We start from the raw sequence: 22,880 nt of genomic DNA on the forward strand, positions 1-22,880 counted from the left end.
TTGCACGTACCCAGCCAAATCGGACTTTTTATCACAAAAGTCCGCGCTCCAGGGCTGTGGTGACGGCGGCCGTACGGTCGGAGACCCCCAGCTTGCCGAAGATCCGCAGCAGGTGGGTCTTGACCGTGGTCTCGCTGATGAACAGCGCCTTGCCGACCTCGGCGTTCGTCAGCCCCCGCGCCACCAGCGACAGCACCTCGGTCTCCCGCTTGGAGAGGGACGCCGGTGCGGGGGAGCGCAGGTGGCTGACGAGCCGGGTGGCCACGGACGGGGACAGGACGGTCTCGCCGCGCGCGGCGGCGGCGATGGCCCCGAGAAGATCGGCGCGCGAGGTGTCCTTCAGCAGGTAGCCGGCGGCTCCCGCCTCCACCGCCCGGATGATGTCCTGGTCGGTCTCGTAGGTCGTGAGCACGATGACCCGGCACTCGGGGCGGCCGGACAGGATCCGGGTCGTGGCGCTCACTCCGTCGCCGGCGGGCATCCGCAGGTCCATCAGCACGACGTCGGGCCGCAGCTCGGCCGCCCGCACCACCGCCTCGTCGCCCGAGCCGGCCTCCCCGGCCACCGACACCTCGGGCGCGGAGTCCAGCATCCCGCGCAGCCCCTCCCGTACGACGGGGTGGTCATCGACGATCAGTACGCGGATCACGGCTCACGCTCCTGTCCGGTTGGCTCGATGTCGCGGCCGGCCCCCGGGCTCGTGGGCAGCGCCACCCGCAGCGTCGTCCCGTGCCCGGGAGAACTCTCCACCGCGAACGTGCCGCCCTCCTGCTCGACTCTTCCGCGCATCGCGCGCAGGCCGTACCCCTGGGCGGAGCCGGCCCGGAACCCGGCGCCGTCGTCGCGCACCCGCAGCGACACCCGGTCGCCGCCGTATTCGAGAGTGACGGCGACCGAGTCGGCCGTCGCGTGCTTGCGGACGTTGGCCAGGCCCTCCTGCGCGGCCCTGAGGAGCACCACCTCGACGTTGGGCGGGAGCGGGCGCGACGCGCCCTCGGCGGCGAAGCTCGCCGTCGCACCGGTCTCCTCGCCGAGCCTCGCGGTGACCCGGCGCAGCGCCTCCTCCAGCGTCGACCCGTCCAGCGGGGGCGGGCTGAGCGCCGCGATGAGCGCCCGCGCCTCGGCCAGGTTCTCCCGTGCGGTCCGTACGGCGAGGTCGAGGTGGGTGGCGGGGTCGGCCCGCGCCTCCGCGGCCTGGAGGAGCATGATGATGCTGCTCAGCCCCTGGGCCAGCGTGTCGTGGATCTCACCGGCGAGCCGTTCCCGCTCGGCCAGCGCGCCGCGTTCCGCCGACAGCCGTGCGACCTCGCCGCGGCTCTCCTCCAGGTCCCTGATCAGCTTGGCCCGCTCGGCGCTCTGGTCGATGATCCGGGAGATCCACGGGCCGAAGACGAGCGTGAACGTCAAGATGATCGCCGTCGACCCGGCGAAGGACAGGAGGTCCCCGGTGTCGTCAGGCGGCCGGAACAGGAACCGCGCGGCGGGCAGGAGGTTGAAGATTAGGACGACGACGACCGCCGTGCGCAGGCGCAGCATCATGAACGCCTGAGAACACAGCGCGAACAGCACGAACGCGGACGTCCGGACCAGGATGACGGCCGGGATGAAGGCGACCGCGATCAACGCCCAGTAGAGCAGCGCGCGCGGGCTGTCGTGTTCGTCCTGCGTGAGGGCCCGGCGGCCCAGCAGCACGTAGCCGGCAGCGCCGACGGCGAGCAGTGCGAGAGTCGCCGCCTTCGCGGCCGGGGTGGCCTTCCCGTCCCCGGCGACGAACAGCACCGCCACCGCGAGCGTCAGGCCGAACAGCGTCTCCCAGCCCCGCAGGGCCTCCCAGGCGTGCGCGGGCCGGGGCCGGTCGCACGTGGCGTCCGGCCCCCCGCCGGGGGCCTTCCCGGCCCCGCGACGTCTCGTCATCCGTCCTTGCGGCCCTTCCAGCGGAACGTCGTCAGGCACAGAACCAGGCCGCCGACCAGCCAGGCGCCGAGCACCAGGGCCACCCGGCCGAGCTCGTACGACTTGGCGATCTCCAGGGCGGCCCCCGCGTCGCCCAGGAACACCGATCGGAAGCCCTGGCACATCCACTTCAGGGGAAAGAGGGACGCGATGTTGATCAGCCACGGCGGCAACTCCGTGAACGGGATGAACACCCCCGAGATGAACTGGAGCACCACGAACGGCATGCTGATCACCGCTGCCGCGCTCTTCGCGGACCGGGGCAGGCTGCTGGCCGCGATCCCCAGCAGGGCCGCCGCCGACACGCCCAGGACGAACACCCAGGCGAAGGTCACCCATCTGGACGGATCGGACGGCAGGTCGAGGTCGTACATCAGCACGCCGATGGTGAGCAGGATCGCCACCTCGAGGAACGCGACGACCAGGACGTTGACGACCTTGCCCACAAAGTAGGCGGCGGCCGGCATGGGCGTTCCGGCGAGCCGCTTCAGCGTGCCGTCGTCGCGGTCGGCGGCGATGCCGATGCCGAGGTTCTGGAAACCGGAGCCCATCACGCCCGCGCCGATCAGTCCGGCCGTGTAGAGCTGCGAGACGGTCAGCCCGGTGCCTTCCAGGCTGCCGGAGAAGATCGAGCCGAAGAGCACGAGCAGGATGATCGGGAAGGCGAAGGTGAAGACTACGGCGTCCTTCTCGCGGAAGAACATCTTGGTCTCGACGGCGCCGCGGGCCAGGCCGAGGCGGAGCGTCGACGGCAGGGAGACGGAGGAGGCGGCCGTCGAGGGGACGGCCGTGGCGGTATCGGTCATGCGAACGCCTCGTCAGGGGAGGGGGGGCGGGTCAGGCGGGATCGATGAGCCGGAGATAGACATCCTCCAGCGTGGGACGGGTGACGCTGAGCCCGGGGACCTCCCCGCCGTAGCGGGCGCTGAGCTCCAGCACGGTCTGCGTCGGGGTGTCGGTCTCGACCGATCCGTCCGACCAGGTCACCTTCGCCTTGGCGGTGGCCCGGCCGCCCAGGGTCGCCGGATCGCCGAGGGCGACGACGCGCCCGCGCGCCACGACGGCCACGCGGTCGGCCAGGGCCTCGGCCTCCTCCAGATAGTGGGTGGTCAGCACGATGGTCGTCCCGTCGTGGGCCAGGCCCTCGATCAGCTCCCAGAACTGGCGCCGCGCCTCCGGGTCGAAGCCGGTGGTCGGCTCGTCGAGGAACAGCAGCTCGGGGCGGCCGATCACGCCGAGGGCGACGTCGACGCGCCGGCGCTGCCCGCCGGATAGCTGGCGGACCCGCTTGGACGCGCTCTCGGTGAGCCCCACCAGCTCGATGAGCTCGTCGACGTTCCGCGAACGCGGGTAGTACTCCGCGAAGTGCCGCAGGGTCTCGCGGACGGAGAGCTCCGCCGCGTCGTTGGCGGTCTGCAGGACGATCCCGATGCGGGACCGCCACAGGCGGGTGGGCCGTCCGGGATCGCTCCCCAGTACGCTGACCTCTCCGGAGTCCCTGGTCCGGTATCCCTCCAGGATCTCCACGGTGGTCGACTTGCCGGCGCCGTTGGGGCCGAGGATGGCGAAGACCTCTCCCTGCCGCACGTCCAAGTCGATTCCGGCCACGGCGTGCACGTCGCCGTACCGCTTCGTCAGTCCGCGTACGCGAATCGCCGGTGTCACCGCTTCTGTCGCGGCGTTTGTCGCGGCTTGTGTCATGGCACAAGCATCTCCGCCACGGGCCTCCGGCGGCACCCCCGACTGGACGATCTCGGTGTCCTGCGAACGGTGGACACAGCTCAGAAAAGGGTCGGGTTCTCCGGCTCGATGCCCCGCAGCGCGTCGTAGTCGAGAGTGACGCAGTCGATGCCCCGGTCCTGGGCGAGGACGCGGGCCTGCGGCTTGATCTCCTGCGCCGCGAACATCCCCCGCACGGGGGCCAGGCGCGGGTCGCGGTTCAGCAGCTCCAGGTAGCGGGTGAGCTGCTCCACGCCGTCGATGTCGCCCCGCCGCTTGATCTCGACGGCGACCGTGCCGCCCGAATTGTCACGGCACAGGATGTCGACCGGCCCGATCGCGGTCATGTACTCCCGGCGGACCAGGCTCCATCCCTCGCCCAGAGTGGTGATGTGCTCGGCGAGCAGCTCCTGCAGGTGGGCCTCGACGCCGTCCTTGCGGAGCCCCGGGTCGACGCCCAGCTCGTGGCTGGAGTCGTGCAGGACCTCCTCGATGGTGAGGACGAGCTTCTCACCGGTCTTGCCGTGCACGATCGACCAGGTGAGGACGTCGTCGATCGTCTCCTCACGCACCTTGCACGGCGGGTTCATCCAGTTGAGCGGTTTGTACGCCCGGTCGTCGGCGTGAATCGACACCGAGCCGTCCGCCTTCATCAGGATGAGCCGGGGCGCCATGGGAAGATGAGCCGTCAGCCTGCCCACGTAATCCACGCTGCACCGCGCGATGACCAGCCGCATGTGGGCCAACCCTACCGGGGGTTGGAACGACCGGGGGACGCTCTGGGACACTGATACGTGACACTGACTCGTGACACTGACTCGTGACACCGGCTCGTGACACCGGCTCGTGAGGCTGACGCGTGACGCTGACGTCACCTGACGTCCGGAGGGCCGCCGATGCCGGCCGCCCGGGAGTACGTCCACCGACCATCCTTGGAAGAATGAGCCGTTCTCGCCCGTTCTGCCTGACATGAGCCCCCGGGAAGGATCGCCGCAGTGAGCCCCCGCCGCGCCAGGCGCCTCGATCCGTTCGACCGTCCGGATCGTCGCGGCGCCACGCGCCCCGTCACGTCCGTCCCCGGCGTGGACCGGCGCGAGAGCGCGTCCGACGGCGACTGGGTCGTCCGCAACGTGGGAGGGTCGGGGCCGGACAAGACCTACCGATGTCCGGGCTGCGAGCAGGACATCCGGTCGGGCGTGCCGCATATCGTGAGCTGGCCCGACTGGCCGGGCGGCGAGGACGAGCGCCGGCACTGGCACACCGCCTGCTGGCGCAACCGTCTCAACCGGGGCCCGGGGCGAAGCCGCTACTGACCGGCCCGAGGGTGGATCCGACAGAAGGAGTTCTAGGTGGGAACGGACATCAGGGCGTCCACGGTGCTGCCGGCCCGGCGCGAGGACATCGAGCTGCACACCGCGGACGGCCTGACCCTGGTCGGCGAGCTGGCGCTGCCTGAAGACCGGGCGCCGGAGGCGACGCTGGTCTGCCTGCACCCGCTGCCCACGCACGGCGGCATGATGGACAGCCACGTGCTGCGCAAGGCGTCGTACCGGCTGCCGGCCCTCGCCGGCCTCGCCGTGCTCCGCTTCAACACCCGCGGCACCACCTCCGACCGCGGCACGTCCCAGGGGGCCTTCGGGGACGGTGAGGGCGAGCGGTTCGACGTGGCCGCCGCGCTGGAGTACGCCGAGTTCCACGACCTGCCGCGGCCCTGGCTGGTGGGCTGGTCGTTCGGCACCGAGCTGGCGCTGAAGTGGGGCAGGGACCCGCTCGTCCAGGGCGCCGTCCTGCTGTCGCCGCCGCTGCACCGGGCGACCGACGACGACCTGGACGGCTGGGCCGCCTTCGGCCGGCCGCTGGTCGCGCTGGTGCCCGAGTTCGACGACTACCTGCGCCCCGAGGAGGCCGCGAAGCGGTTCTCCCGGGTGCCGCAGGCCGAGGTCGTCGGCGTCGAGGGAGCCAAGCACCTGTGGGTCGGCGAGCCGTACGTGCGGATCGTCCTCAACGAGATCGTCAAGCGGGTCAACCCGGCCGCCGCGCCGCTGCCCACCGCCGTGTGATGCGTCCTTGCGGGCCTCCGCCGGGGTGACATGCCGCGAATCGGCGGCGAACCCCGGCGCGGAGACGGCCACGGGTCTACGGTGACCTGATGCAGCTCTACTCGCGTTCCACCGGAAGTGGCGTGCCTGTCGTCCTGCTCCACGCCTTCCCTCTGTCGTCGGCCATGTGGCTCGCCCAGCGCGAGGGACTGGCGCCGTTCTGCCGGGTGATCACACCTGATCTCCGCGGGTTCGGCGGGTCCCGGCTGGGCGACGACGAGCCCTCGCTCGACGCCATGGCCGACGACGTCGTGAACCTGCTCGACCAGGAGGGCGTCGAGCGTGCCGTGATCGGCGGTCAGTCGATGGGCGGCTACGTGACCATGGCGGTGTGCCGCCGCCACCCCGAGCGGGTGCTCGGCGTCGTCCTGGCGGGCACGAAGGCCGGCGCCGACACGGAGGCGGCCCGGGCCAACCGGGAGCGGATCGCCACGGCCGTGCTGGAGAGCGGCACGGGCATCCTGGTCGAGGAGTCGATGCCGCCCATGCTGGGCGCGACCACGAAGCAGCGCAGGGGAATGGTTCTCGGCCGGGTGCGCGGGCTGGTGCAGGCCGCGCCGCCCCCGGCCGTCGCGTGGGCGCAGCGCGCCATGGCGGCCCGGCCGGACTCGTTCGACGTGCTGCGGGGGCTGCGGGTGCCCGCACTGATCATCGTGGGGGACGAGGACGAGCTGACCCCGGCGCCCGAGGCCCAGGCGATGGCCGAGGCGATGGCGGGGACCGTCGCGGGCGCGAGGACGGCCGTGGTCGAGCAGGCGGGGCATCTGGTCGCCATGGAACAGCCTGAGGCCTTCAACCGGCTGGTCGCCGAGTTTGTGAAGTCCCTCGGCTGAGCCCGTCCGAGCTCCTCCTGAATACCACCCGAACACCAGCGGACGCGGAACGGGGCCCGGCGGTGAACCGCCGGGCCCCGTCACAGTGCCGTCATTGACTCCCCGAACGCCTCGGTGGGGCTACTCCTGCCACCACTCCGCGTCGTCGTCGCTCTTCACCGGGGCCGGCTCGACCGGGGCGGCCGACACGACCGGCTTCTCGACCACGGGCGGAGCCGCGGGCGCGGACAACGCCGGCTTGGCCGGGGCCGCGGTGACCGGCGCGGGCTCCGGGTCCATGCCCGGCAGCGGGGCGCCGCCGAGCAGCTGCCGCAGCTGGGCGAGGTGGCTGGTGATGCTGTCGCGCTGACGGGTGAGCTCGTCCACCTGGCGCTGCATCGCCGTACGGGTGCGCTCCGCCTCGTTCTTGGCGTCGGTGACGATCGAGTCTGCGCTCGACTTGGCCTCCGCCACGAGCTGGTCGGCGTTCTTGCGCGCGTTGGCCAGCAACTGCTTGGCGTGGGTGTCGGCCTCGCGGCGGGTCTGCTCGGCCTGCTGCGTGGCCTTGGCGGCCCGCTGCTCGGCGGTGGCGGCCCGCTGCTCGGCCTCGGCGACCAGCTTCTGGGTGTTGGCCTGGGCGGTGGCGTGGCGCTCCGCCTCCTGGCGCTCCGCCTCCTCCCGGCGCGCGGCGAGCTGGATCTCGAACTCGGCCTCGTCCTGCGCCCGCTTGGCCTCGGACTCCTCCAGGATCCGCTGGGCCTGGGCGCGCATCTCGTCCGCCTGACGCTTCGCGGTGGTGAGCACCTCGTCGCGCTCGCGCTTGGTGGACGCCCGCAGCTGAGCGACCTCGCGCTCGGTCGTCGTGCGCAGCTTCGCGATCTCCCGCTCGGCGTCCGCCCGCTTCTCCGCGACCTCGTGGTCGGCGGTGGCCCGGATCTTGGCGACCTCGCGCTCGGTGGTGGCGGTCAGCTCGTCCGCCTCTCGGCGGGCGGTCGAGCGGATCTCCTCCGCGTCGCGATCGGCGCTGCTGCGCAGCTCCTCGGCCTCCCGCGTGGCGAGGGCCCGCTTCTCCGCCGCCTCGTTCTCCGCGGCGGCCCGCAGGTCGGCCGCGTCCACCTTGGCGGCGGCCCTGATCTCGTTCGCCTCGGACCTGGCGGCCTGGACGAGCTCGGTCGCCTGCTCCTCCGCCAGACGCAGCAGCTGCTCGATGCGTGCGCCGAGACCCGAGTACGTCGGACGCTCCTGCTCCTGCAGCTGACGCTGGGAGTCGGTCAGGTCGCGCTGAAGGGCGGAGACCTGCTCCTTGGCCTGACGCAGTTCGGTGTCGAGCGTCTTCAGATGGTCGTGGACCTGGTGCCGGTCATAGCCCCGGAGCACCACGTCGAATTCCCGAGATGGGGCGTCTTCGAAGAAGTTGTTTAGCTGGGCGTCGATGTCGGACTGCATGAGGCTCGATCCTGGTTGTCGAGACGGCTACAGGGGGGGCCGGACGGGGTCGGACTTCCGAGGCGAGGAAGCAAAATGGCATCCACGTCCGGTGGTACGCCAGCGTACTCCGGTACTGCCACGTTGGAGGCCCCCTCCGACTATCTGCGCGACTTGTTACGTATGAGTACCTTCCTTGCGCCCGGCTTCAGCGCCGGGGCGCCTCGACGAGCTCCGTCAGGACTCCTCCCACGTCCTTGGGGTGCAGGAAAGCGATCGACGCGCCCATCGATCCGTGCCTGGGCCGCTCGTCGACCAGCCGCACGCCCTTGGCCCCGATCTCCGCCAGGGCCGTGGTGACGTCCGCCACGCCGTACCCGATATGATGCACGCCCTCGCCCCGCTTGGCGAGGAACTTGCCCACGGCGGTGTCGGGACTCAGCGGTTCGAGGAGCTGCACGTAGGACGCGCCGCCGTCGCCGTCCGCCACGTGCAGCATGGCCTCGCGGACCCCCTGCTCCTCGTTCACCTCCCGGCTGACCACGGTCAGCCCGAACACGGACTCGTAGAACGAGATCTTCTCCTCCAGATCGTGGCAGGCGATGCCCACGTGATCGATCCTCAGCAGCATGCCGCTCCCTCGCTCTTCTGCTCGGCTCTCACTCGGTTCTCGCTCGGCTCTCCGGCGGCACCGGTCGCGGTCCCGCCCGGCTACCGATGGGTATCGTTGCACCGTCGCCCTGATCCAGTGATGGAGGCCCCAATGTCTGGTTCCGTCATCGTCGCCGGAGCACGCACCCCCATCGGACGCCTGCTCGGCTCGCTCGCCGACCTCACGGCTGCGGAGCTCGGCGGCATCGCCATCGAGGCCGCTCTCACCCGCGCCGGCGTCTCTCCCGACCAGGTCCAATACGTGATTATGGGACAGGTGCTGCAGGCGGGCGCCGGGCAGATCCCGTCCCGCCAGGCCGCGGTGCGGGCGGGCATCCCGATGTCCGTGCCGTCCCTGACGATCAACAAGGTCTGCCTGTCCGGCCTCGACGCCATCGCCCTCGCCGACCAGCTCATCCGGGCCGGCGAGTTCGACATCGTCGTCGCGGGCGGCATGGAGTCGATGACCAACGCGCCCCACCTGCTGCCGGGGTTGCGCAAGGGCGTGAAGTACGGCGACACGACGATCCTGGACTCCATGGCCCTCGACGGGCTGACCGACGCGTTCGACCAGATCGCGATGGGGGAGTCCACCGAGCGGCACAACGCGCGGCTGGGACTGACACGCGAGGAGCAGGACGAGTTCTCCGCCCGATCGCACCAGCTCGCCGCCAGGGCCACGAAGAACGGGCTGTTCGACGACGAGATCGTCGCGGTGCCGCTGCCCCAGGGCAGGGGGGCGGGACGGCGCGCCGGGGAGTCCCGGGGCGAGCCGATCATGTTCGGCGCCGACGAGGGCATCCGCCCGGACACGACCGCCGAGACGCTCGCCAGGCTGCGTCCCGCGTTCACCGCCGACGGCACGATCACGGCCGGTTCCTCGTCGCAGATCTCGGACGGCGCGGTGGCCGTGGTGGTGATGTCCCGGGCGAAGGCCGACGAGCTGGGCCTGGAGTGGCTCGCCGAGATCGGCGCGCACGGCAACGTGGCCGGGCCGGACAACTCGCTGCAGTCGCAGCCCGCCAACGCCATCAAGCACGCCCTCGGCAAGCAGGGTCTCACCGTCGACGACCTCGACCTGGTCGAGATCAACGAGGCGTTCGCCCAGGTCGTGCTGCAGTCGGCCAAGGAGCTCGGCATCGGGCTCGACAAGGTCAACGTGAACGGCGGGGGCATCGCCCTCGGCCACCCGATCGGCGCGTCCGGCGCCCGCATCGTGCTGACCCTCGCCCACGAGCTGCGGCGCCGGGGCGGCGGGCTGGGCGTGGCGGGCCTGTGCGGGGGCGGCGGGCAGGGCGACGCGCTGATCATCCGCGTGCCCGGGCGTTGAGCGGGGAGATGAGCGCCGCGGACCTCCGGGAGCTGGTCGGACAGGCGACGCGGGGCCAGGCGCGCGCGGTCGCCCGGCTGATCTCGCTGGTCGAGAACGCCGCCCTGACGCCGGCCGGTGCCGGGGCGCTGCGCGAGGTGGCGGCCGGGCTGGCCGCCTGCCCGCGCGGGCTCGGCACGGCGAGGGTGATCGGCCTGACCGGCTCCCCGGGCGTCGGGAAGTCGACCACCACGGGAATGCTGATCAAGGCGTTCCGCCGGCGCGGCGCCCGGGTGGGCGTGCTCGCGGTCGATCCGTCGAGCCCCTTCACGGGAGGAGCGCTGCTCGGCGACCGCGTGCGGATGCAGGACCACGCCACCGATCCCGAGGTCTTCATCCGCAGCATGTCGAGCCGGGGACACCTCGGCGGGCTGGCGTTCTCCACGCCGCAGGCCCTGCGGGTCCTCGACGCGGCGGGCTGCGACGCCGTGCTGATCGAGACCGTCGGCGTCGGCCAGGCGGAGGTGGAGGTCGCCCGGCTGGCCGACACGACGGTGGTCGTCCTCGCGCCCGGGATGGGGGACGGCGTCCAGGCCGCCAAGGCCGGCATCCTGGAGATCGCCGACGTCTTCGTCGTCAACAAGGCCGACCGGGAGGGCGTCCAGGCGACGGTACGCGAACTGCGCGCGGCGGCCGGGCTAGCGGAGACGCCCTGGCGGCCCCCGATCGTGACCACCGTCGCCGTGCGGGGCGAGGGCGCCGACGACCTGATGGCCGCCCTCGACAAGCATCTGGGCTACCTGGAGGAGTCGGGCGAGGCGCGGCGCCGGAGGCTCGCCAGGGCCCGCGACGAGATCGAGGCCATCGCCCTCACCCAGCTCCGGGCCCGGCTCGCCGACCTGCACGGGGAGCGGCTCGACGCGCTCGCGGAGCGGGTGCTCGCCGCCGAGACCGACCCCTACACCGCGGCCGACGACCTCGTCGCCGCGCTCGGCTGACGGCCGGCGCGGCGCTCAGGGCTCCGCGCCGTACGTGATGACGACCGTCGTGAAGCCCAGCGACTTCAGCATTCCCTCGAGCATCGCCTTGGTGTTCTGGTCGGCCCGATTACGCAGGTCGCTCGCGGCGGCCGCCTCGCCGATCTTCCGTTCGGCCAGCACGTAGAGCTCCTGCTGGTTCTCCGGAGACGACGACAGCAAGTCGGAGATGCGGTCGAAGATGCCGCGCTGCTGCGCGAACACGTACGACCTCTTGTTGTCGAGGTTGGGCTTCTCCAACTGGGCGTGCGGCAGCCGCACCGTCACCGTCTTGCGGTCGGCCGACACCGTGATGGCGTCCTTGGGCAGCGAGGAGAAGTCGACGTAGGCGTCCACGTTGCCGGCGCCCACGAACAGCGTCCGGCTGCCCTTGATGGCGTCGGGCAGGAACCGGGCGTCCTTCTCCAGGTCGACCACCACCTGGAAGTTGCCGGTCGCCGCCTCGAATCTGCTCAGGTTCTGCATCGACTGCAGCAGCACCGGGCCGCTGCGGTCGATCGTCTCCTCGCCCAGCGGGTTGAGCCATGACAGGGCCAGCCGCGCGCCTCCGACGAGGAGGATCGCGGCCACGAGCAGCCCGGCGAGCCAGCGCCAGGCCCGGCGGGGGCGTCGCCCGCCGGTCTCGGCGGGAGGGGACGTGGGGAGTGCGGTCTGGCGGTCCACGGGGGAAATCTTCCCCCGTTTCCGGCGATCTCACCTCACCTCACTTCACCTCACCTCGGCACCGGGGAGCCGGACCGGAGCCCTTCCTCCCGCCGGTCCCATCGCCGATCCGGCTGCTGATCCAGATGTCCATCCGACCGCCGATCCGATCGCCGATCCCAACCGTGGTCCCATCGGCCGTCCCACCTGCGGTGCCACCGGCCCGGACGCCGCGTGCCGGGACGCGCGCCCGGACGCATGCCGGTCGCGCCGGGCGGCCCCCACCCGGCCGGTGCGCCGGCCGGCCCCGAACCGGGGCCGGCCGAGCCGGGGAAGCCCGCCGGCGGGGCGGCGGACGGCAGGGTGCCGGGTCCCCCGGTCCCCGGAAGGGGGGCCGTGCCCGGCGCGCCCACCGGTACGTAACCCGTGCCCGGACCAGCACCCGGACCAGCACCCGGACCTGTGCCGGAGCCCGCGGCCGGACCCTCCGCGGGGTACGGCCCAGCGCCGGTCCCAGTGCCGGTCCCAGTGCCGGTCCCAGCGCCCGTCCCGGCGTCGCCGTCCGGTCCCGGCGCGGCCGCGATCGCGTCCGCGCGCGGCGTCGGCATCCCACCGGGAACGGCGGGTGGGGTGGCGCCGGGGAAGCCGGCCGGGGGCGCCATCGGCGGGGTGCGGACCGGCGTCGGAGCCACCGGGTAGACCGGGCCGAACGCCGCGGTGGGATTGACCGGATAACCGGACCCGCCGGGCTCGGCCGGCCGGAGGCCGCCGCCGAAGTGCCTGCTCTGCAGCCCGCAGGAGACGAAGTCGGAGTAGAACATGCGCAGCCAGTCGCGCCGCTGCGCCTCGGTCAGCTCGGAGAACCACACGGCGGCGTACCGGTGCTCGGGCAGCGGTCCCGTCGGCAGCGGGTCGCCGCGCAGCCAGGCGACCACGATGGCCCGGTATCCCGCGGCGGAGTTTCCCGCGCACGGCCTGGCCAGCCGGTTGAGGAACTCGGTGGCGGCCCGCTGGGCGAACCCGGGGCTCACGTCGTCGATGTGCACGACGACCGCGCCGGGCGTGGCCGTGTCGTCGCCGGGGCCGTGCTGCTCGACCCGGCGGAAGGCGGCGGGGGTGTCGGCCAGCCGCGCCGCCAGCGTGGTGAACACCCCGGCCAGCTCGGCCAGCCCGGCGCGGACGGCCGGATGGACGCACACGCTGATCGGCCACTCCTGGCACGTGTAGACGAGACGCTCGCTCGCGGCCATCGTCTGCGGCTCGGTGACCAGGCGGGCGGCGCCCGTCCCGGCGGCCAGCACCGCGATCGCGGCGGCGGCCAGGGCGAGGACGCGCCGCGTCACGAGAGCGACCCAGCCGAGCAGCAGGGCCCCGTTGAGGCCGAGCAGCCACAGTGTCTGGTCCGCGAACGCGGCCTCGTTCACGCCGCTGAGCAGGTCGTACGGCGCCCGAGTGGCGGGGGTGAGCCGGTCGGCCCAGGTCGAGCCGTCCGCCAGCCAGGTGAACAGCGCGTACGTGCCGAACGCGGCGAGCACCGGTGTGGCGGCGGCCGGCAGCAGCCAGCCGAGGATCCAGCCGACCATGACATAGAGCGCCAGCCCGGCGACCGACATGGCCAGGCCGCCCGGCAGCAGCGGACCCGACTGCCCGGTCAGCGCGGCGCGCAGCGCGAGCAGCAGCACCGTCGCCGTGAACGACCCGGTGACCACCGTGAGGATCGCGAGCGGCGCCTTCACGGCACGCCAGGCCGTCAGCGCGCGCCCGCGCTCGGCCCGGCGCCGCCGCGTCGCGACCCAGGCCGCGAACGCCGCCGCCAGCGGCCCGGTCAGCCGCAGCGAGCCGATGACGCCCAGCACGATGTCGTCCCAGTCGAGAAAACCGGGAATGAGGACGCTCCACGCGGTGACGAGGCCGAGCGCAAGCAGCACGATCACCGCGATGACCGCGCCGTGCCTCAGCTCCCCACGTGAATCGCCCCTGTGGTCACCCACAGCCGGGCGCGGCTTGCCGCCACGCCGTCGCCGATGTCCGGCGCGCATGCGGCGCCGGGACAGCAATGCTGCCCATGAGAACCCCCCGTGTCTCGCGTGAGCGGCGGTCACGGATCGCGCCGTTCCCCGTGGCGCTGATCCGCCGGCCGGCTCAGCCTCGTCCGCTGCTAGCAGACAAGGCTCCCCGTGCCGCCGGGTTTGCCGCCGCCTCACCTTTCGACGTGGCAACCATAACGGAGCGTGACCCTGGGGGAGGGAGTTCTGGGGTCAAGGAATGAATCCGGTTACGCAGGGTGCCCTTGCCGATCATCGCCGTGGCCGCGCTACCGTATATCGCTGTGTCCGTCCCGCCCAGTTCAGGCCCCATGCCCGCCGGTGGCCCAAGGCCCCTCAAGCTTCCTTTCGACCCGATCGAACAGGCCGCGCGAACCTGGCGCGAGACGTTCGGGCCCTCGTCCGCCATGGCGGCGGTCACCTCGATCATGCGTGCGCACCAGATCCTCATCGCGCAGCTCGACGGCCTGCTCCGTCCCTACGACCTCACGTTCGCCCGTTATGAGGCGTTGGTGCTGCTGACGTTCAGCCGGACGGGCGCCCTCCCGTTGTCGAAGATCGGCGAGCGGCTCATGGTGCACCCGACGAGCGTGACCAACACCGTCGACCGGCTGGAACGGGCCGGGCTGGTGCGGCGGATGCGCAACCCCAAGGACGGGCGCGGCGTGCTCGCGGAGATCACCGACCAGGGCCGCGAGGTCGTGCGGAGGGCGACGGCCGACCTCATGGACGCCGGCTTCTGCATGGGCATGTACGAGGACGACGAGCTCGGGGACATGTTCGACCTGCTCAGGACCCTGCGAGTCTCGGCGGGCGACTTCAGCGAGTGAGGCGGCCGGCGGCGCGCGGGGTGTCGGCGGCGAAGATTCCCGGCCTGGTCAAAGATCCGCACGGTTTCGGGATCAACGGGTGATCCGGCCCCGTGGTCGCGGAGATGTCAGTAACGGAGACGTCAGTGGAGAGGCGCTCGATAGCGGGAACTAGTAGGACGTCCTAGTATTTTGGGCGGAGCACCAGTCCGGGAGGGGACATGAACCGGGAACGCACGAGCGCCGAGGCTGTCGAGCCCGCCAAGCTCGCTGAGACTGTCGGGCCCGGCGAATCCGCCGAGGCGGGCCGGGCGCGGTGGCAGGCGCGGTACGACGCCGCCCTCAAGCGGCCCCGCGAGTTCCGTACGCTGTCCGGCGCGGAGGTCGAGCCCGTCTACGGGCCTCCCGGCGCCGACCCCCGGTTCGAGCGCATCGGGTGGCCGGGGGAGTTCCCCTTCACCCGCGGCCTCTACGCCACGGGCTACCGCGGCAGGCCCTGGACCATCCGGCAGTTCGCCGGATTCGGCAACGCCCGGCAGACCAACGAGCGTTACAAGATGATCCTGGGCGCGGGCGGCGGCGGGCTGTCGGTGGCGTTCGACATGCCGACGCTCATGGGCCGCGACTCCGACGACCCCCGCTCGCTCGGCGAGGTCGGCCACTGCGGTGTCGCCGTCGATTCGGCGCTCGACATGGACGCGCTGTTCGACGGCATCCCGCTCGGCGACGTCACCACGTCCATGACCATCAGCGGGCCGGCCGTACCGATCTTCTGCATGTACGTCGTGGCGGCCGAGCGGCAGGGCGTGCCGGCGAGCGCGCTCAACGGCACCCTGCAGACCGACATCTTCAAGGAGTACATCGCGCAGAAGGAGTGGATCTTCGCTCCGGAGCCGCACCTGCGGCTCATCGGCGACCTCATGGAGTTCTGCGCCGCCGAGGTGCCCGCCTACAAGCCGCTGTCGGTCTCCGGCTACCACATCAGGGAGGCCGGGGCCACCGCCGCGCAGGAGCTCGCCTTCACCCTGGCCGACGGCTTCGGCTACGTCGAGCTCGGCCTGTCGCGCGGCCTCGACGTGGACGTCTTCGCCCCCGGCCTGTCGTTCTTCTTCGACGCCCACATCGACTTCTTCGAGGAGATCGCCAAGTTCCGCGCGGCCCGGCGCGTCTGGGCCCGCTGGATGCGCGACGTCTACGGCGCCCGCACCGAGAAGGCCCAGTGGCTGCGCTTCCACACCCAGACGGCCGGGGTGTCGCTGACCGCCCAGCAGCCCGACAACAACATCGTCAGGACCGCGATCGAGGCCCTCGCCGCCGTCCTCGGCGGGACCAACTCCCTGCACACCAACGCGCTCGACGAGGTCCTCGCCCTGCCGTCGGAGAAGGCCGCCGAGATCGCGCTGAGGACCCAACAGGTGATCATGGAGGAGACCGAGGTCGTCAACGTGGTCGACCCGCTCGGCGGCTCCTGGTACGTCGAGGCGCTGACCGACCGGCTGGAGGCCGAGGCCGAGGCGATCTTCAAGCGGATCCGCGAGATGGGCACCGGGGACATGACGTCCGGCATCCTGCGCGGCATCGAGGACGGCTGGTTCACCTCCGAGATCGCCGAGTCGGCCTTCGACTACCAGCGCAAGCTGGAGAAGGGCGACAAGAAGATCGTCGGGGTCAACTGCCACACGAGCACCGTCGAGGAGCCCCTGGAGATCCTGCGGATCAGCCACGAGGTCGAGGCCGAGCAGCGCCGCGTCCTCGCCGGTCGCCGCGCCGCCCGCGACGAGCGGGCCGTGGACGCCGCGCTGGCCGATCTGGCCAGGGTCGCCGCGACCGACGAGAACATGATCCCGCCCATGCTCGCCGCCGTACGAGCCGAGGCCACCCTGGGCGAGATCTGCGACGTCCTGCGCGCCGAGTGGGGCACCTACTCCGAGCCCGCGCGGTTCTGACGGTTGATCACGCGGGGCCTCGAGTCGTCACGCGGGATCACAGCGGGGATCACAGCGGGGATCACAGCGGGGGTGACAGGGCCGGGACGCGGTCGAGGAGGGCTTCGAGGGTCTTGTCGTCGGTGGCGGGGGACATCACCGTGACGCGCAGGTGGCGGACCCCGCCGAGCTCCACGGACGTGAGATGGAAGGACCCCTCGGCCAGCATCCGCTCCCGGACCGCGGCCTGGTCGCCGGTGCCGTATCGGAAGCAGACGATGTTGCTCTCCGGCTCGTAGGGACAGTGGAATCCGGGCCGTTCCCGGGCCAGCTCCCAGAAGCGGTGCGCCGTCGCGTACCGCCCGGCCACGTGTTCGCCGAGGCCGCGCTCGCCGCGCCAGGCGAGGTTGAGGAAGATCTTCAGGCCCAGCTCGGCCTTGGCGCACTCGACGGTCCTGCCGATCAGGTCGAACTCCTGGTCGCCGTAGAACAGGTAGCTGGCCCTCTGCCGGAAGGCGGCGTCCAGATCCGCCTCACGCCGGACGAGCACGGCGGCGGCGAGGCTTGAGGTGCGCAGCATCTTGTGCGCGTCCCAGATGATCGAGTCGGCCAGCTCGACGCCGTCGAGCAGGTGCCGGTGCCCGTCACTGAGCAGCGCGGACGCCCCGTGCGCGCCGTCCACGTGGAACCACAGGCCGTGCCCGGCGCAGAACTCACCGACGCCGCGCAGGTCGTCGTAGAGACCCGTGGCGGTCGCGCCCGCCGCCGCGACGAGGGCCATCGGCCGCCGCCCCGCCCTCCTCGTCCGCTCCAGGGCGCCGGGCAGGCGCGCCACGTCGATCCGGCCCAGGTCGTCGACGTCCAGCGGGACCACGGCCCGCTCGCCCAGACCCAGGATCGCGGCGGCGCGGGTGATCGAGTAGTGCGCCGACGGCGGCGCGAGCAGGGCCAGGTCGCCGGGGACGCCGTCCGTCCACGCGTCCGGGGCGACGGAGGCACGCGCGGCGAGCAGCGCGGTCAGGTTGGCCAGCGAGCCGCCGTGGGTGAGCACGCCGCCCCCTTCGGGGAAGCCCACCTTGCCCAGCATCCAGCGCAGCACCTCGAGCTCCACCGTGGCCGCCGACGCGCCCATCTCGTAGACGGCCATGGTGCCGTTCGACGCCCCGTGCACGAAGTCGGCCAGCGCGGCCGGGAAGTCGGGCGCCGCGGTCTGGTGGCCGACGGAGGCGGGGTGATGCAGGCGTGTCCCCTCGGCCAGATAGGTGTCCAGGAAGGTCTCGTAGCTCTCGGCCGTCATCCCGCCGTCCCTGATCCAGCGGGCGAGCCCGAGCCGTTCGGCCAGCTCACGGGGCGGCGTACGGCGGATCACCGGGGTCTCGCCCCGCTGGCTCTCGCCGACGTAACGCGCGAGCCGGCGGACCGTCGCCTCGCCGGCCCGGACGAAGTCGTCGATGTCCCACGAGTGGTTCGCAGTCATGGCGGAATGATGGGCCGGAAGGCGGAATCATGCCACATCGCCCGAATGTCGGGCGGCGAAGACGGCGGGGGTGGCGCGGATCAGCCCCTCGCGTACGGCAGGATTGGGGGTATGGCAGCGGACTTCACTCGACCTGGATCGCTCTACGGCGCCGTGGACCTCGGCGCGCGCAAGCAGGCCCTCGATGCGCAGGCGCGGCGCGAGGCCGCGGGTCCCGGGGCGGCCGACGCGGCCGTCATCGAGGTCAACTCGGCCACCTTCAACACCGAGGTGGTGGAGCGCTCCCTCAGTGTTCCCGTCATCGTCGAGGCGACGGTGCCGAGGGCGGAGCAGGTGAGGGACTTCAGCGCGGCGATGGAGAAGCTGGCGGCCGAGGCGGCCGGCGGCTGGATCCTCGCCAGGGTCGACGTGGAGGCCGACCCGCAGCTCGCCCAGGCCCTGCGCATGCGGGCCGTCCCGACCGTCTACCTGGCCTTCCAGGGGCAGCTGATGCCGCTGTTCGAAGGGCCGCTGCCGGAGCAGCAGCTGCGTCAGGCGCTGGCGCAGGTGTTCGAGCAGCTCGGCGTCGAGCTCGCCGCGCCGCAGGAGGAGGAGGCCCTGGCGGAGCCGCCGCTCGACCCCGATCTCCTGGCGGCCGAGCAGGCGATGGACAAGGGAGACCTGGCGGCGGCGGCCGCCGCCTACGAACGCCTCCTCGCCCGGTCGCCCTCCGACGAAGGAGCGAAGATCGGGCTGGCCGGGGTGCGGCTGTTCACCCGCCTCCAGGGCGTCGACGCCGACGAGGTCCTGCGCCGGGCCGCCGCCGACCCGGCCGACGTGGACGCCCACATCGGGGCCGCCGACGTGGAGATGGCCAACGGCCAGGTGGACGAGGCGTTCGACCGGCTCGTCGGGCTGGTCCGGCGGACCGCGGCCGCGGACCGGGAGCGGGCCAGGGTCCATCTCCTCGGCCTATTCGAGACGCTGCCCGCCGACGACCCCTCGGTCTCGAAGGCCAGGCGCGCGCTGTCGAACGCGCTCTTCTGACCCTCCGGCACTTCTGACGCTCCGGCACGCGCTCCGCGGTCTGTCGTGCCGCGGGCCGAATCACCCCGGCGGGGATGGCACGATGGATAGCACCCACGGGGCCGTCCTGCCGGGGTGCGGGCGGTGTGTCACCAGGCCGCGGCGCCGCCAGGTCGCAGCGCCGCCGGGCCGAGGGCACGCCGCATGCCGGCCGGTACGGCCGAGACACCCGCAAAGGAGCGGATTGAGGTGGCCACCGTGCCCAGCGTTTCCTATTCGATCACCGTACGTCTTGAGGTGCCGGCGGGGGGCAGGGCGGTCAGCCTGCTCACCCACGCGGTGGAGAACGCCGGCGGGGTGGTGACCGCTCTCGACGTCACCAACGCCGGCCACGAGAAGCTCCGCATCGACGTGACCTGCGCGGCGAAGGACGCCGACCACGTCCAGTCGATCGTCGACAGCCTCGGCGCGGTGGAGGGCGTGGCCATCCACAAGGTCTCCGACCGGACCTTCCTGATGCACCTCGGCGGCAAGATCGAGATGCAGTCGAAGGTGCCGCTGCGCACCCGCGACGAGCTCTCCATGGCGTACACCCCGGGGGTGGCCCGCGTCAGCCTCGCCATCGCGCGCAACCCCGAGGACGCCCGGCGCCTGACGATCAAGCGCAACACCGTCGCCGTCGTCACCGACGGCTCGGCCGTCCTCGGGCTGGGCAACATCGGTCCGGCCGCGGCGCTGCCGGTGATGGAGGGCAAGGCCGCCCTCTTCAAACGGTTCGCCGGCATCGACGCCTGGCCGATCTGCCTGGACACCCAGGACGTCGACGAGATCGTGCGCACGGTCCAGGTGATCGCGCCGGGCTTCGGCGGCATCAACCTGGAGGACATCGGCGCGCCCCGCTGCTTCGAGGTCGAACGGCGGCTGCGCGAGCTGCTCGACATCCCCGTCTTCCACGACGACCAGCACGGCACCGCGATCTGCGTGCTCGCCGCGCTCACCAACGCGCTCAAGGTGGTCGGCAAACAGATCTCCGACGTGCGGATCGCGATGGCGGGCGCCGGGGCGGCCGGCACGGCCGTCCTTCGGCTGCTGCTGGCGGCGGGCGCGCGCAACGTCGTGGTGTGCGACTACCTCGGCGCCGTCCACAAGGGCCGCGACGACCTGGACGACTCACTGCGCTGGATCGCCGAGCACACCAACGCCGACGGCTACGGCGGCGACCTGCGCGGGGCGGTGAAGGGCGCCGACGTGTTCATCGGCGTGTCCGCGCCCGGCATCCTCACGGGCGACGACATCGCCACGATGGCCGCGGACGCCGTGGTGTTCGCGCTGGCCAACCCCGAGCCCGAGGTGTCGCCCGACGACGCCAGGGAGCACGCGGCGGTGGTGGCCACCGGGCGATCCGACTACCCGAACCAGATCAACAACGTCCTGGCGTTCCCCGGGGTCTTCCGCGGCCTGCTCGACGCCCAGGCCGACGGGGTCACCCAGGAGATGCTGCTCGCCGCGGCCCGCGCGCTGGCCGCCGTGGTGACCGCCGAGGAGCTCGGCCCCAACTACATCATCCCCAGCGTCTTCCACCCCGACGTCGCCAACGCCGTCGCCGCGGCCGTACGCGAGTCGGCCGGCGGGCGGCCCCGCGGCTTCACCGAGGCCTGATCGATCACCCATCGCGTTCCCCAAGACGCGTACCGTAATGTCGGATAGGTGAAGTCGTATAGGTGAACAGGGGGCGGCGTACCCGATTCGCCGTTCCTCCCTCATGATGGGATGTATGGCGGAAGCGATCTACGTCGGCGGGTTGCTCGTAGCGACGCCACTGCTCGACGACCCCAACTTCCGGCGTAGCGTCGTGCTCGTGCTTGAGCACGACGAGGACGGCGGCACACTCGGCGTGGTGCTCAACCGGCCCAGCGAGATCGCGGTGACCCAGGTCCTGCCGTCCTGGGATCCGCTGGTCACCGGTCCTCCCGTGCTGTTCGAGGGGGGGCCGGTGCAGACCGACAGCGCCCTCGCCCTGGCCGCCGTCCTCAGCGGGGAGGAACCCCTGGGCTGGCGGCGGCTGCGCGGGAAGGCGGCGGTCTCGCGGCTGGGCACGGTGGATCTCGACGCGCCCCCCGAGATCCTCGCCGGCGAGATCTCGCAGATGCGGATCTTCGCCGGATACGCCGGATGGACGGCCGGTCAGCTGGAGACCGAGCTGCGCGAGGGCGCCTGGTACGTCGTGGACTCCGAGCCGGGGGACACCTTCCACTCCGACCCCGAGACGCTGTGGCGCGGTGTGCTGCGCCGGCAGAACGGCGCGCTGGCGCTCGTCGCGAACTTCCCCGACGACCCGACGCTCAACTAGCCGCGTCATCGGGTGTGTCTGCCGGCGCGGGCATCAGGCCGTCCGCCGGCGTGTCTGTGGGCGTGTCTGTCGGTCCGTGTATCAGCGCGTGCAGCGGCGCATGTATCAGCGTGTGCAGTGGCGCGCCGGCTCGCGTGAGGGCCGGGCGCGCGGTCACGCGCCCGGCCCCGTCACCGCCCGATCAGGCGGCCGCGCAGCTCACGGACGGCACGCTGTTCGTGCTTCCGTAGCTGCCCAGGAAACCGAAGCTGGTGCTCGCCCCGGCTCCAAGCGTGCCGTTGTAGCTCACGTTGCGGGCCGTGACGGACGCCCCGCTGCTGGTGAGGGTGGCGTTCCACGACTGGGTGACCGTCTGGCCGTTGGCGTACGTCCAGGTCACCGTCCATCCGTTGACGCCGCCGCTGCCCGCGGTCACGACGACCTCGCCCTGGAAGCCGCCGCCCCACTGGTTCGTCACCCGGTACGTCGCCGAGCAGCCCCGGGATCCGCCGGGGGACGGCGAGACCGACGGGGATACAGAGGGAGACGCCGACGGAGAAGCGGACGGAGAAGCGGAGGGAGACACAGAGGGGGACGCCGACGGGCTCTGCGGCGGCTGCCCGCTGTAGATTGTCGCCTCCTTGGCGGTCGACTTGATGCCGTTGGCGCCGTTGAACAGCCGCTGTCCCCATGAGGTGAGCTGGTTGACGTTGAAGTTGGTGACCTGGTCGAGGTACTCGACGCCGCCGCTGTTGCCGCTCCACGACCACCCCATGTAGCCGATGCCGCGCGACTGGGCCTGGGCCATGATCGTGTCCTCGTCCGGGTCGCCGTCGGAGTGCATGTTGCCGAACTCGCCGATGACGAGCGGCAGACCCGCGGTCTGGAACGCCTGCAGGTAGGAGGTGATCTCGGCGGCCGTGTCGAACACGCCATACATGTGGATCGAGAAGACCGTGTTCTTCTGCGGGTCGCTGTTGAAGACGGCGGCGGCGTTGTCGCGCATCACGAACTGCCAGTCCTGGCCCCAGTTGGGCGCGTCGACCATCAGCATGTGCTGGAAGCCGTTGCTCCGCATCCGGGCGATCGCGGCGGTGGTCGCGCTGGTCCAGCCGGAGACGTTGTTGTTGCCGTACGGCTCGTTGCCCAGGTTGATGACGACGTAGTTCTCCTGGCCCGTCAGGACGCTCTTGAGGCCGATCCAGTAGTTGACCGCCTGGTCGAGCGTGTAGGCGCCGCTCTGCTCGCCGTACCCGGTGGTGTCGTGGTTTTCGAGCACGCAGATTAACCGGTTCTGCTTGCACAGTGAGATCACGTTGGCGACATCGGACGCCGAGTTGGCCGTCCAGCGGCCTCCGCTCAGAACCACCCGGACCGTGTTGGCGCCGAGCGACTTGATGTTGGCGAAGGAGCCGGTCTGGGACGGGAACCAGGTGTGGGCGTGGCTGGTGCCCCGCATGATGAACTGGTTGCCGTTCGCCTCGTAGATCTTGCCGCCGGTCACTCGGAGCCCGGCCGCGGCCTGGGCCGTCTGGCTCATCGCGACCAGTGACGCCAGGACGGCGAGGAGGGCCGCGCCCGCGGCGATCAGTCGTGTTCTCATGCTCTACCTCGGGTGGGGGACCGGGCGCGGCCGACAGCGC

General features: G+C 71.9%; 21 protein-coding genes. 10 read left to right on the forward strand and 11 right to left on the reverse strand.

The annotated features are described in order from the left end of the window. Window positions 1-31: 31 nt before the first annotated feature. The 5 genes from JOL79_RS15440 to nucS all read right to left on the reverse strand — a co-directional run bounded on the left by JOL79_RS15440 (window position 32) and on the right by nucS (window position 4,409). A complete protein-coding gene (locus JOL79_RS15440; protein WP_210156503.1) occupies window positions 32-649 on the reverse strand; it encodes a response regulator in 618 nt (205 codons plus the stop codon). Next, window positions 646-1,914 carry a sensor histidine kinase gene (locus JOL79_RS15445; protein ID WP_210156504.1) on the reverse strand — a complete coding sequence of 423 codons (1,269 nt, stop codon included), beginning with the start codon at window positions 1,912-1,914 and terminating at the stop codon, window positions 646-648. The genes JOL79_RS15440 and JOL79_RS15445 overlap by 4 nt, the downstream gene beginning before the upstream one ends. After that, on the reverse strand, window positions 1,911-2,759 hold the full coding sequence (locus JOL79_RS15450; protein WP_210156505.1) for an ABC transporter permease: 849 nt from the start codon (window positions 2,757-2,759) through the stop codon (window positions 1,911-1,913). The genes JOL79_RS15445 and JOL79_RS15450 overlap by 4 nt, the downstream gene beginning before the upstream one ends. A gap of 31 nt (window positions 2,760-2,790) precedes the next feature. Then, window positions 2,791-3,654: an ABC transporter ATP-binding protein gene (locus tag JOL79_RS15455; protein ID WP_210156506.1), complete on the reverse strand. Its 864-nt coding sequence runs from the start codon at window positions 3,652-3,654 to the stop codon at window positions 2,791-2,793. 80 nt (window positions 3,655-3,734) lie between these two features. Further along, window positions 3,735-4,409, reverse strand: a complete 675-nt coding sequence (gene nucS, locus JOL79_RS15460; RefSeq protein ID WP_210156507.1) for an endonuclease NucS — start codon at window positions 4,407-4,409, stop codon at window positions 3,735-3,737. Window positions 4,410-4,667: 258 nt separating this feature from the next. Here nucS and JOL79_RS15465 point away from each other — a divergent pair, with 258 nt between their 5' ends. The 3 genes from JOL79_RS15465 (at window position 4,668) to JOL79_RS15475 (ending at window position 6,604) form a co-directional block, all read left to right on the forward strand. Next, window positions 4,668-4,985, forward strand: coding sequence for an Rv1322 family protein (locus tag JOL79_RS15465; protein WP_210156508.1), 318 nt, complete (start codon window positions 4,668-4,670; stop codon window positions 4,983-4,985). A 36-nt stretch (window positions 4,986-5,021) separates the two neighbouring features. Then, window positions 5,022-5,732: an alpha/beta hydrolase gene (locus JOL79_RS15470; protein WP_210156509.1), complete on the forward strand. Its 711-nt coding sequence runs from the start codon at window positions 5,022-5,024 to the stop codon at window positions 5,730-5,732. 89 nt (window positions 5,733-5,821) lie between these two features. Continuing rightward, on the forward strand, window positions 5,822-6,604 hold the full coding sequence (locus JOL79_RS15475; protein WP_210156510.1) for an alpha/beta fold hydrolase: 783 nt from the start codon (window positions 5,822-5,824) through the stop codon (window positions 6,602-6,604). A 120-nt stretch (window positions 6,605-6,724) separates the two neighbouring features. Here JOL79_RS15475 and JOL79_RS15480 read toward each other — a convergent pair whose 3' ends face one another. Both JOL79_RS15480 and mce read right to left on the reverse strand, forming a co-directional pair. Then, window positions 6,725-8,029, reverse strand: coding sequence for a DivIVA domain-containing protein (locus JOL79_RS15480; RefSeq protein WP_210156511.1), 1,305 nt, complete (start codon window positions 8,027-8,029; stop codon window positions 6,725-6,727). A gap of 187 nt (window positions 8,030-8,216) precedes the next feature. Then, window positions 8,217-8,639, reverse strand: coding sequence for a methylmalonyl-CoA epimerase (mce, locus tag JOL79_RS15485; protein WP_210156512.1), 423 nt, complete (start codon window positions 8,637-8,639; stop codon window positions 8,217-8,219). Between the two features lie 132 nt (window positions 8,640-8,771). Between mce and JOL79_RS15490 the strand changes: the two genes are divergently transcribed. Together JOL79_RS15490 and meaB are read left to right on the forward strand one after the other, a co-directional pair. After that, a complete protein-coding gene (locus JOL79_RS15490; protein WP_210156513.1) occupies window positions 8,772-9,989 on the forward strand; it encodes an acetyl-CoA C-acetyltransferase in 1,218 nt (405 codons plus the stop codon). An 8-nt stretch (window positions 9,990-9,997) separates the two neighbouring features. Beyond that, entirely contained in the window at window positions 9,998-10,966 is a 969-nt protein-coding gene (meaB, locus tag JOL79_RS15495) for a methylmalonyl Co-A mutase-associated GTPase MeaB (RefSeq protein ID WP_210156514.1), read from the forward strand. 15 nt (window positions 10,967-10,981) lie between these two features. Here meaB and JOL79_RS15500 read toward each other — a convergent pair whose 3' ends face one another. Together JOL79_RS15500 and JOL79_RS15505 are read right to left on the reverse strand one after the other, a co-directional pair. Beyond that, window positions 10,982-11,668, reverse strand: coding sequence for a DUF4230 domain-containing protein (locus JOL79_RS15500; protein WP_210156515.1), 687 nt, complete (start codon window positions 11,666-11,668; stop codon window positions 10,982-10,984). Between the two features lie 50 nt (window positions 11,669-11,718). Continuing rightward, window positions 11,719-13,581, reverse strand: a complete 1,863-nt coding sequence (locus JOL79_RS15505) for a hypothetical protein (protein WP_210156516.1) — start codon at window positions 13,579-13,581, stop codon at window positions 11,719-11,721. A gap of 422 nt (window positions 13,582-14,003) precedes the next feature. Between JOL79_RS15505 and JOL79_RS15510 the strand changes: the two genes are divergently transcribed. Further along, a complete protein-coding gene (locus JOL79_RS15510; RefSeq protein WP_210156635.1) occupies window positions 14,004-14,522 on the forward strand; it encodes a MarR family winged helix-turn-helix transcriptional regulator in 519 nt (172 codons plus the stop codon). Window positions 14,523-14,722: 200 nt separating this feature from the next. Beyond that, window positions 14,723-16,447: a coenzyme B12-dependent isobutyryl-CoA mutase large subunit gene (gene icmA / locus JOL79_RS15515; RefSeq protein WP_210156517.1), complete on the forward strand. Its 1,725-nt coding sequence runs from the start codon at window positions 14,723-14,725 to the stop codon at window positions 16,445-16,447. A 61-nt stretch (window positions 16,448-16,508) separates the two neighbouring features. On the opposite strand, the gene JOL79_RS15520 is transcribed toward icmA, so the two are convergent. After that, a complete protein-coding gene (locus JOL79_RS15520) occupies window positions 16,509-17,903 on the reverse strand; it encodes a pyridoxal phosphate-dependent decarboxylase family protein (protein ID WP_210156518.1) in 1,395 nt (464 codons plus the stop codon). Between the two features lie 111 nt (window positions 17,904-18,014). Between JOL79_RS15520 and JOL79_RS15525 the strand changes: the two genes are divergently transcribed. The 3 genes from JOL79_RS15525 to JOL79_RS15535 all read left to right on the forward strand — a co-directional run bounded on the left by JOL79_RS15525 (window position 18,015) and on the right by JOL79_RS15535 (window position 21,258). Then, window positions 18,015-18,929, forward strand: a complete 915-nt coding sequence (locus JOL79_RS15525) for a tetratricopeptide repeat protein (protein WP_210156519.1) — start codon at window positions 18,015-18,017, stop codon at window positions 18,927-18,929. Window positions 18,930-19,157: 228 nt separating this feature from the next. After that, window positions 19,158-20,567, forward strand: a complete 1,410-nt coding sequence (locus JOL79_RS15530) for an NAD-dependent malic enzyme (protein WP_210156520.1) — start codon at window positions 19,158-19,160, stop codon at window positions 20,565-20,567. A gap of 115 nt (window positions 20,568-20,682) precedes the next feature. Beyond that, window positions 20,683-21,258 (forward strand): YqgE/AlgH family protein, encoded by a 576-nt coding sequence (locus JOL79_RS15535; protein WP_210156521.1) that lies wholly within the window; start codon window positions 20,683-20,685, stop codon window positions 21,256-21,258. A gap of 181 nt (window positions 21,259-21,439) precedes the next feature. Here the strand turns inward: JOL79_RS15535 and JOL79_RS15540 are convergent, their stop codons facing one another. Then, window positions 21,440-22,840 carry a cellulase family glycosylhydrolase gene (locus JOL79_RS15540; RefSeq protein ID WP_210156522.1) on the reverse strand — a complete coding sequence of 467 codons (1,401 nt, stop codon included), beginning with the start codon at window positions 22,838-22,840 and terminating at the stop codon, window positions 21,440-21,442. Between the last annotated feature and the right edge of the window lie 40 nt (window positions 22,841-22,880).

The organism is Microbispora oryzae, assembly GCF_017896165.1.
In the GTDB taxonomy this organism is placed as follows: Bacteria; Actinomycetota; Actinomycetes; order Streptosporangiales; family Streptosporangiaceae; genus Microbispora; species Microbispora oryzae.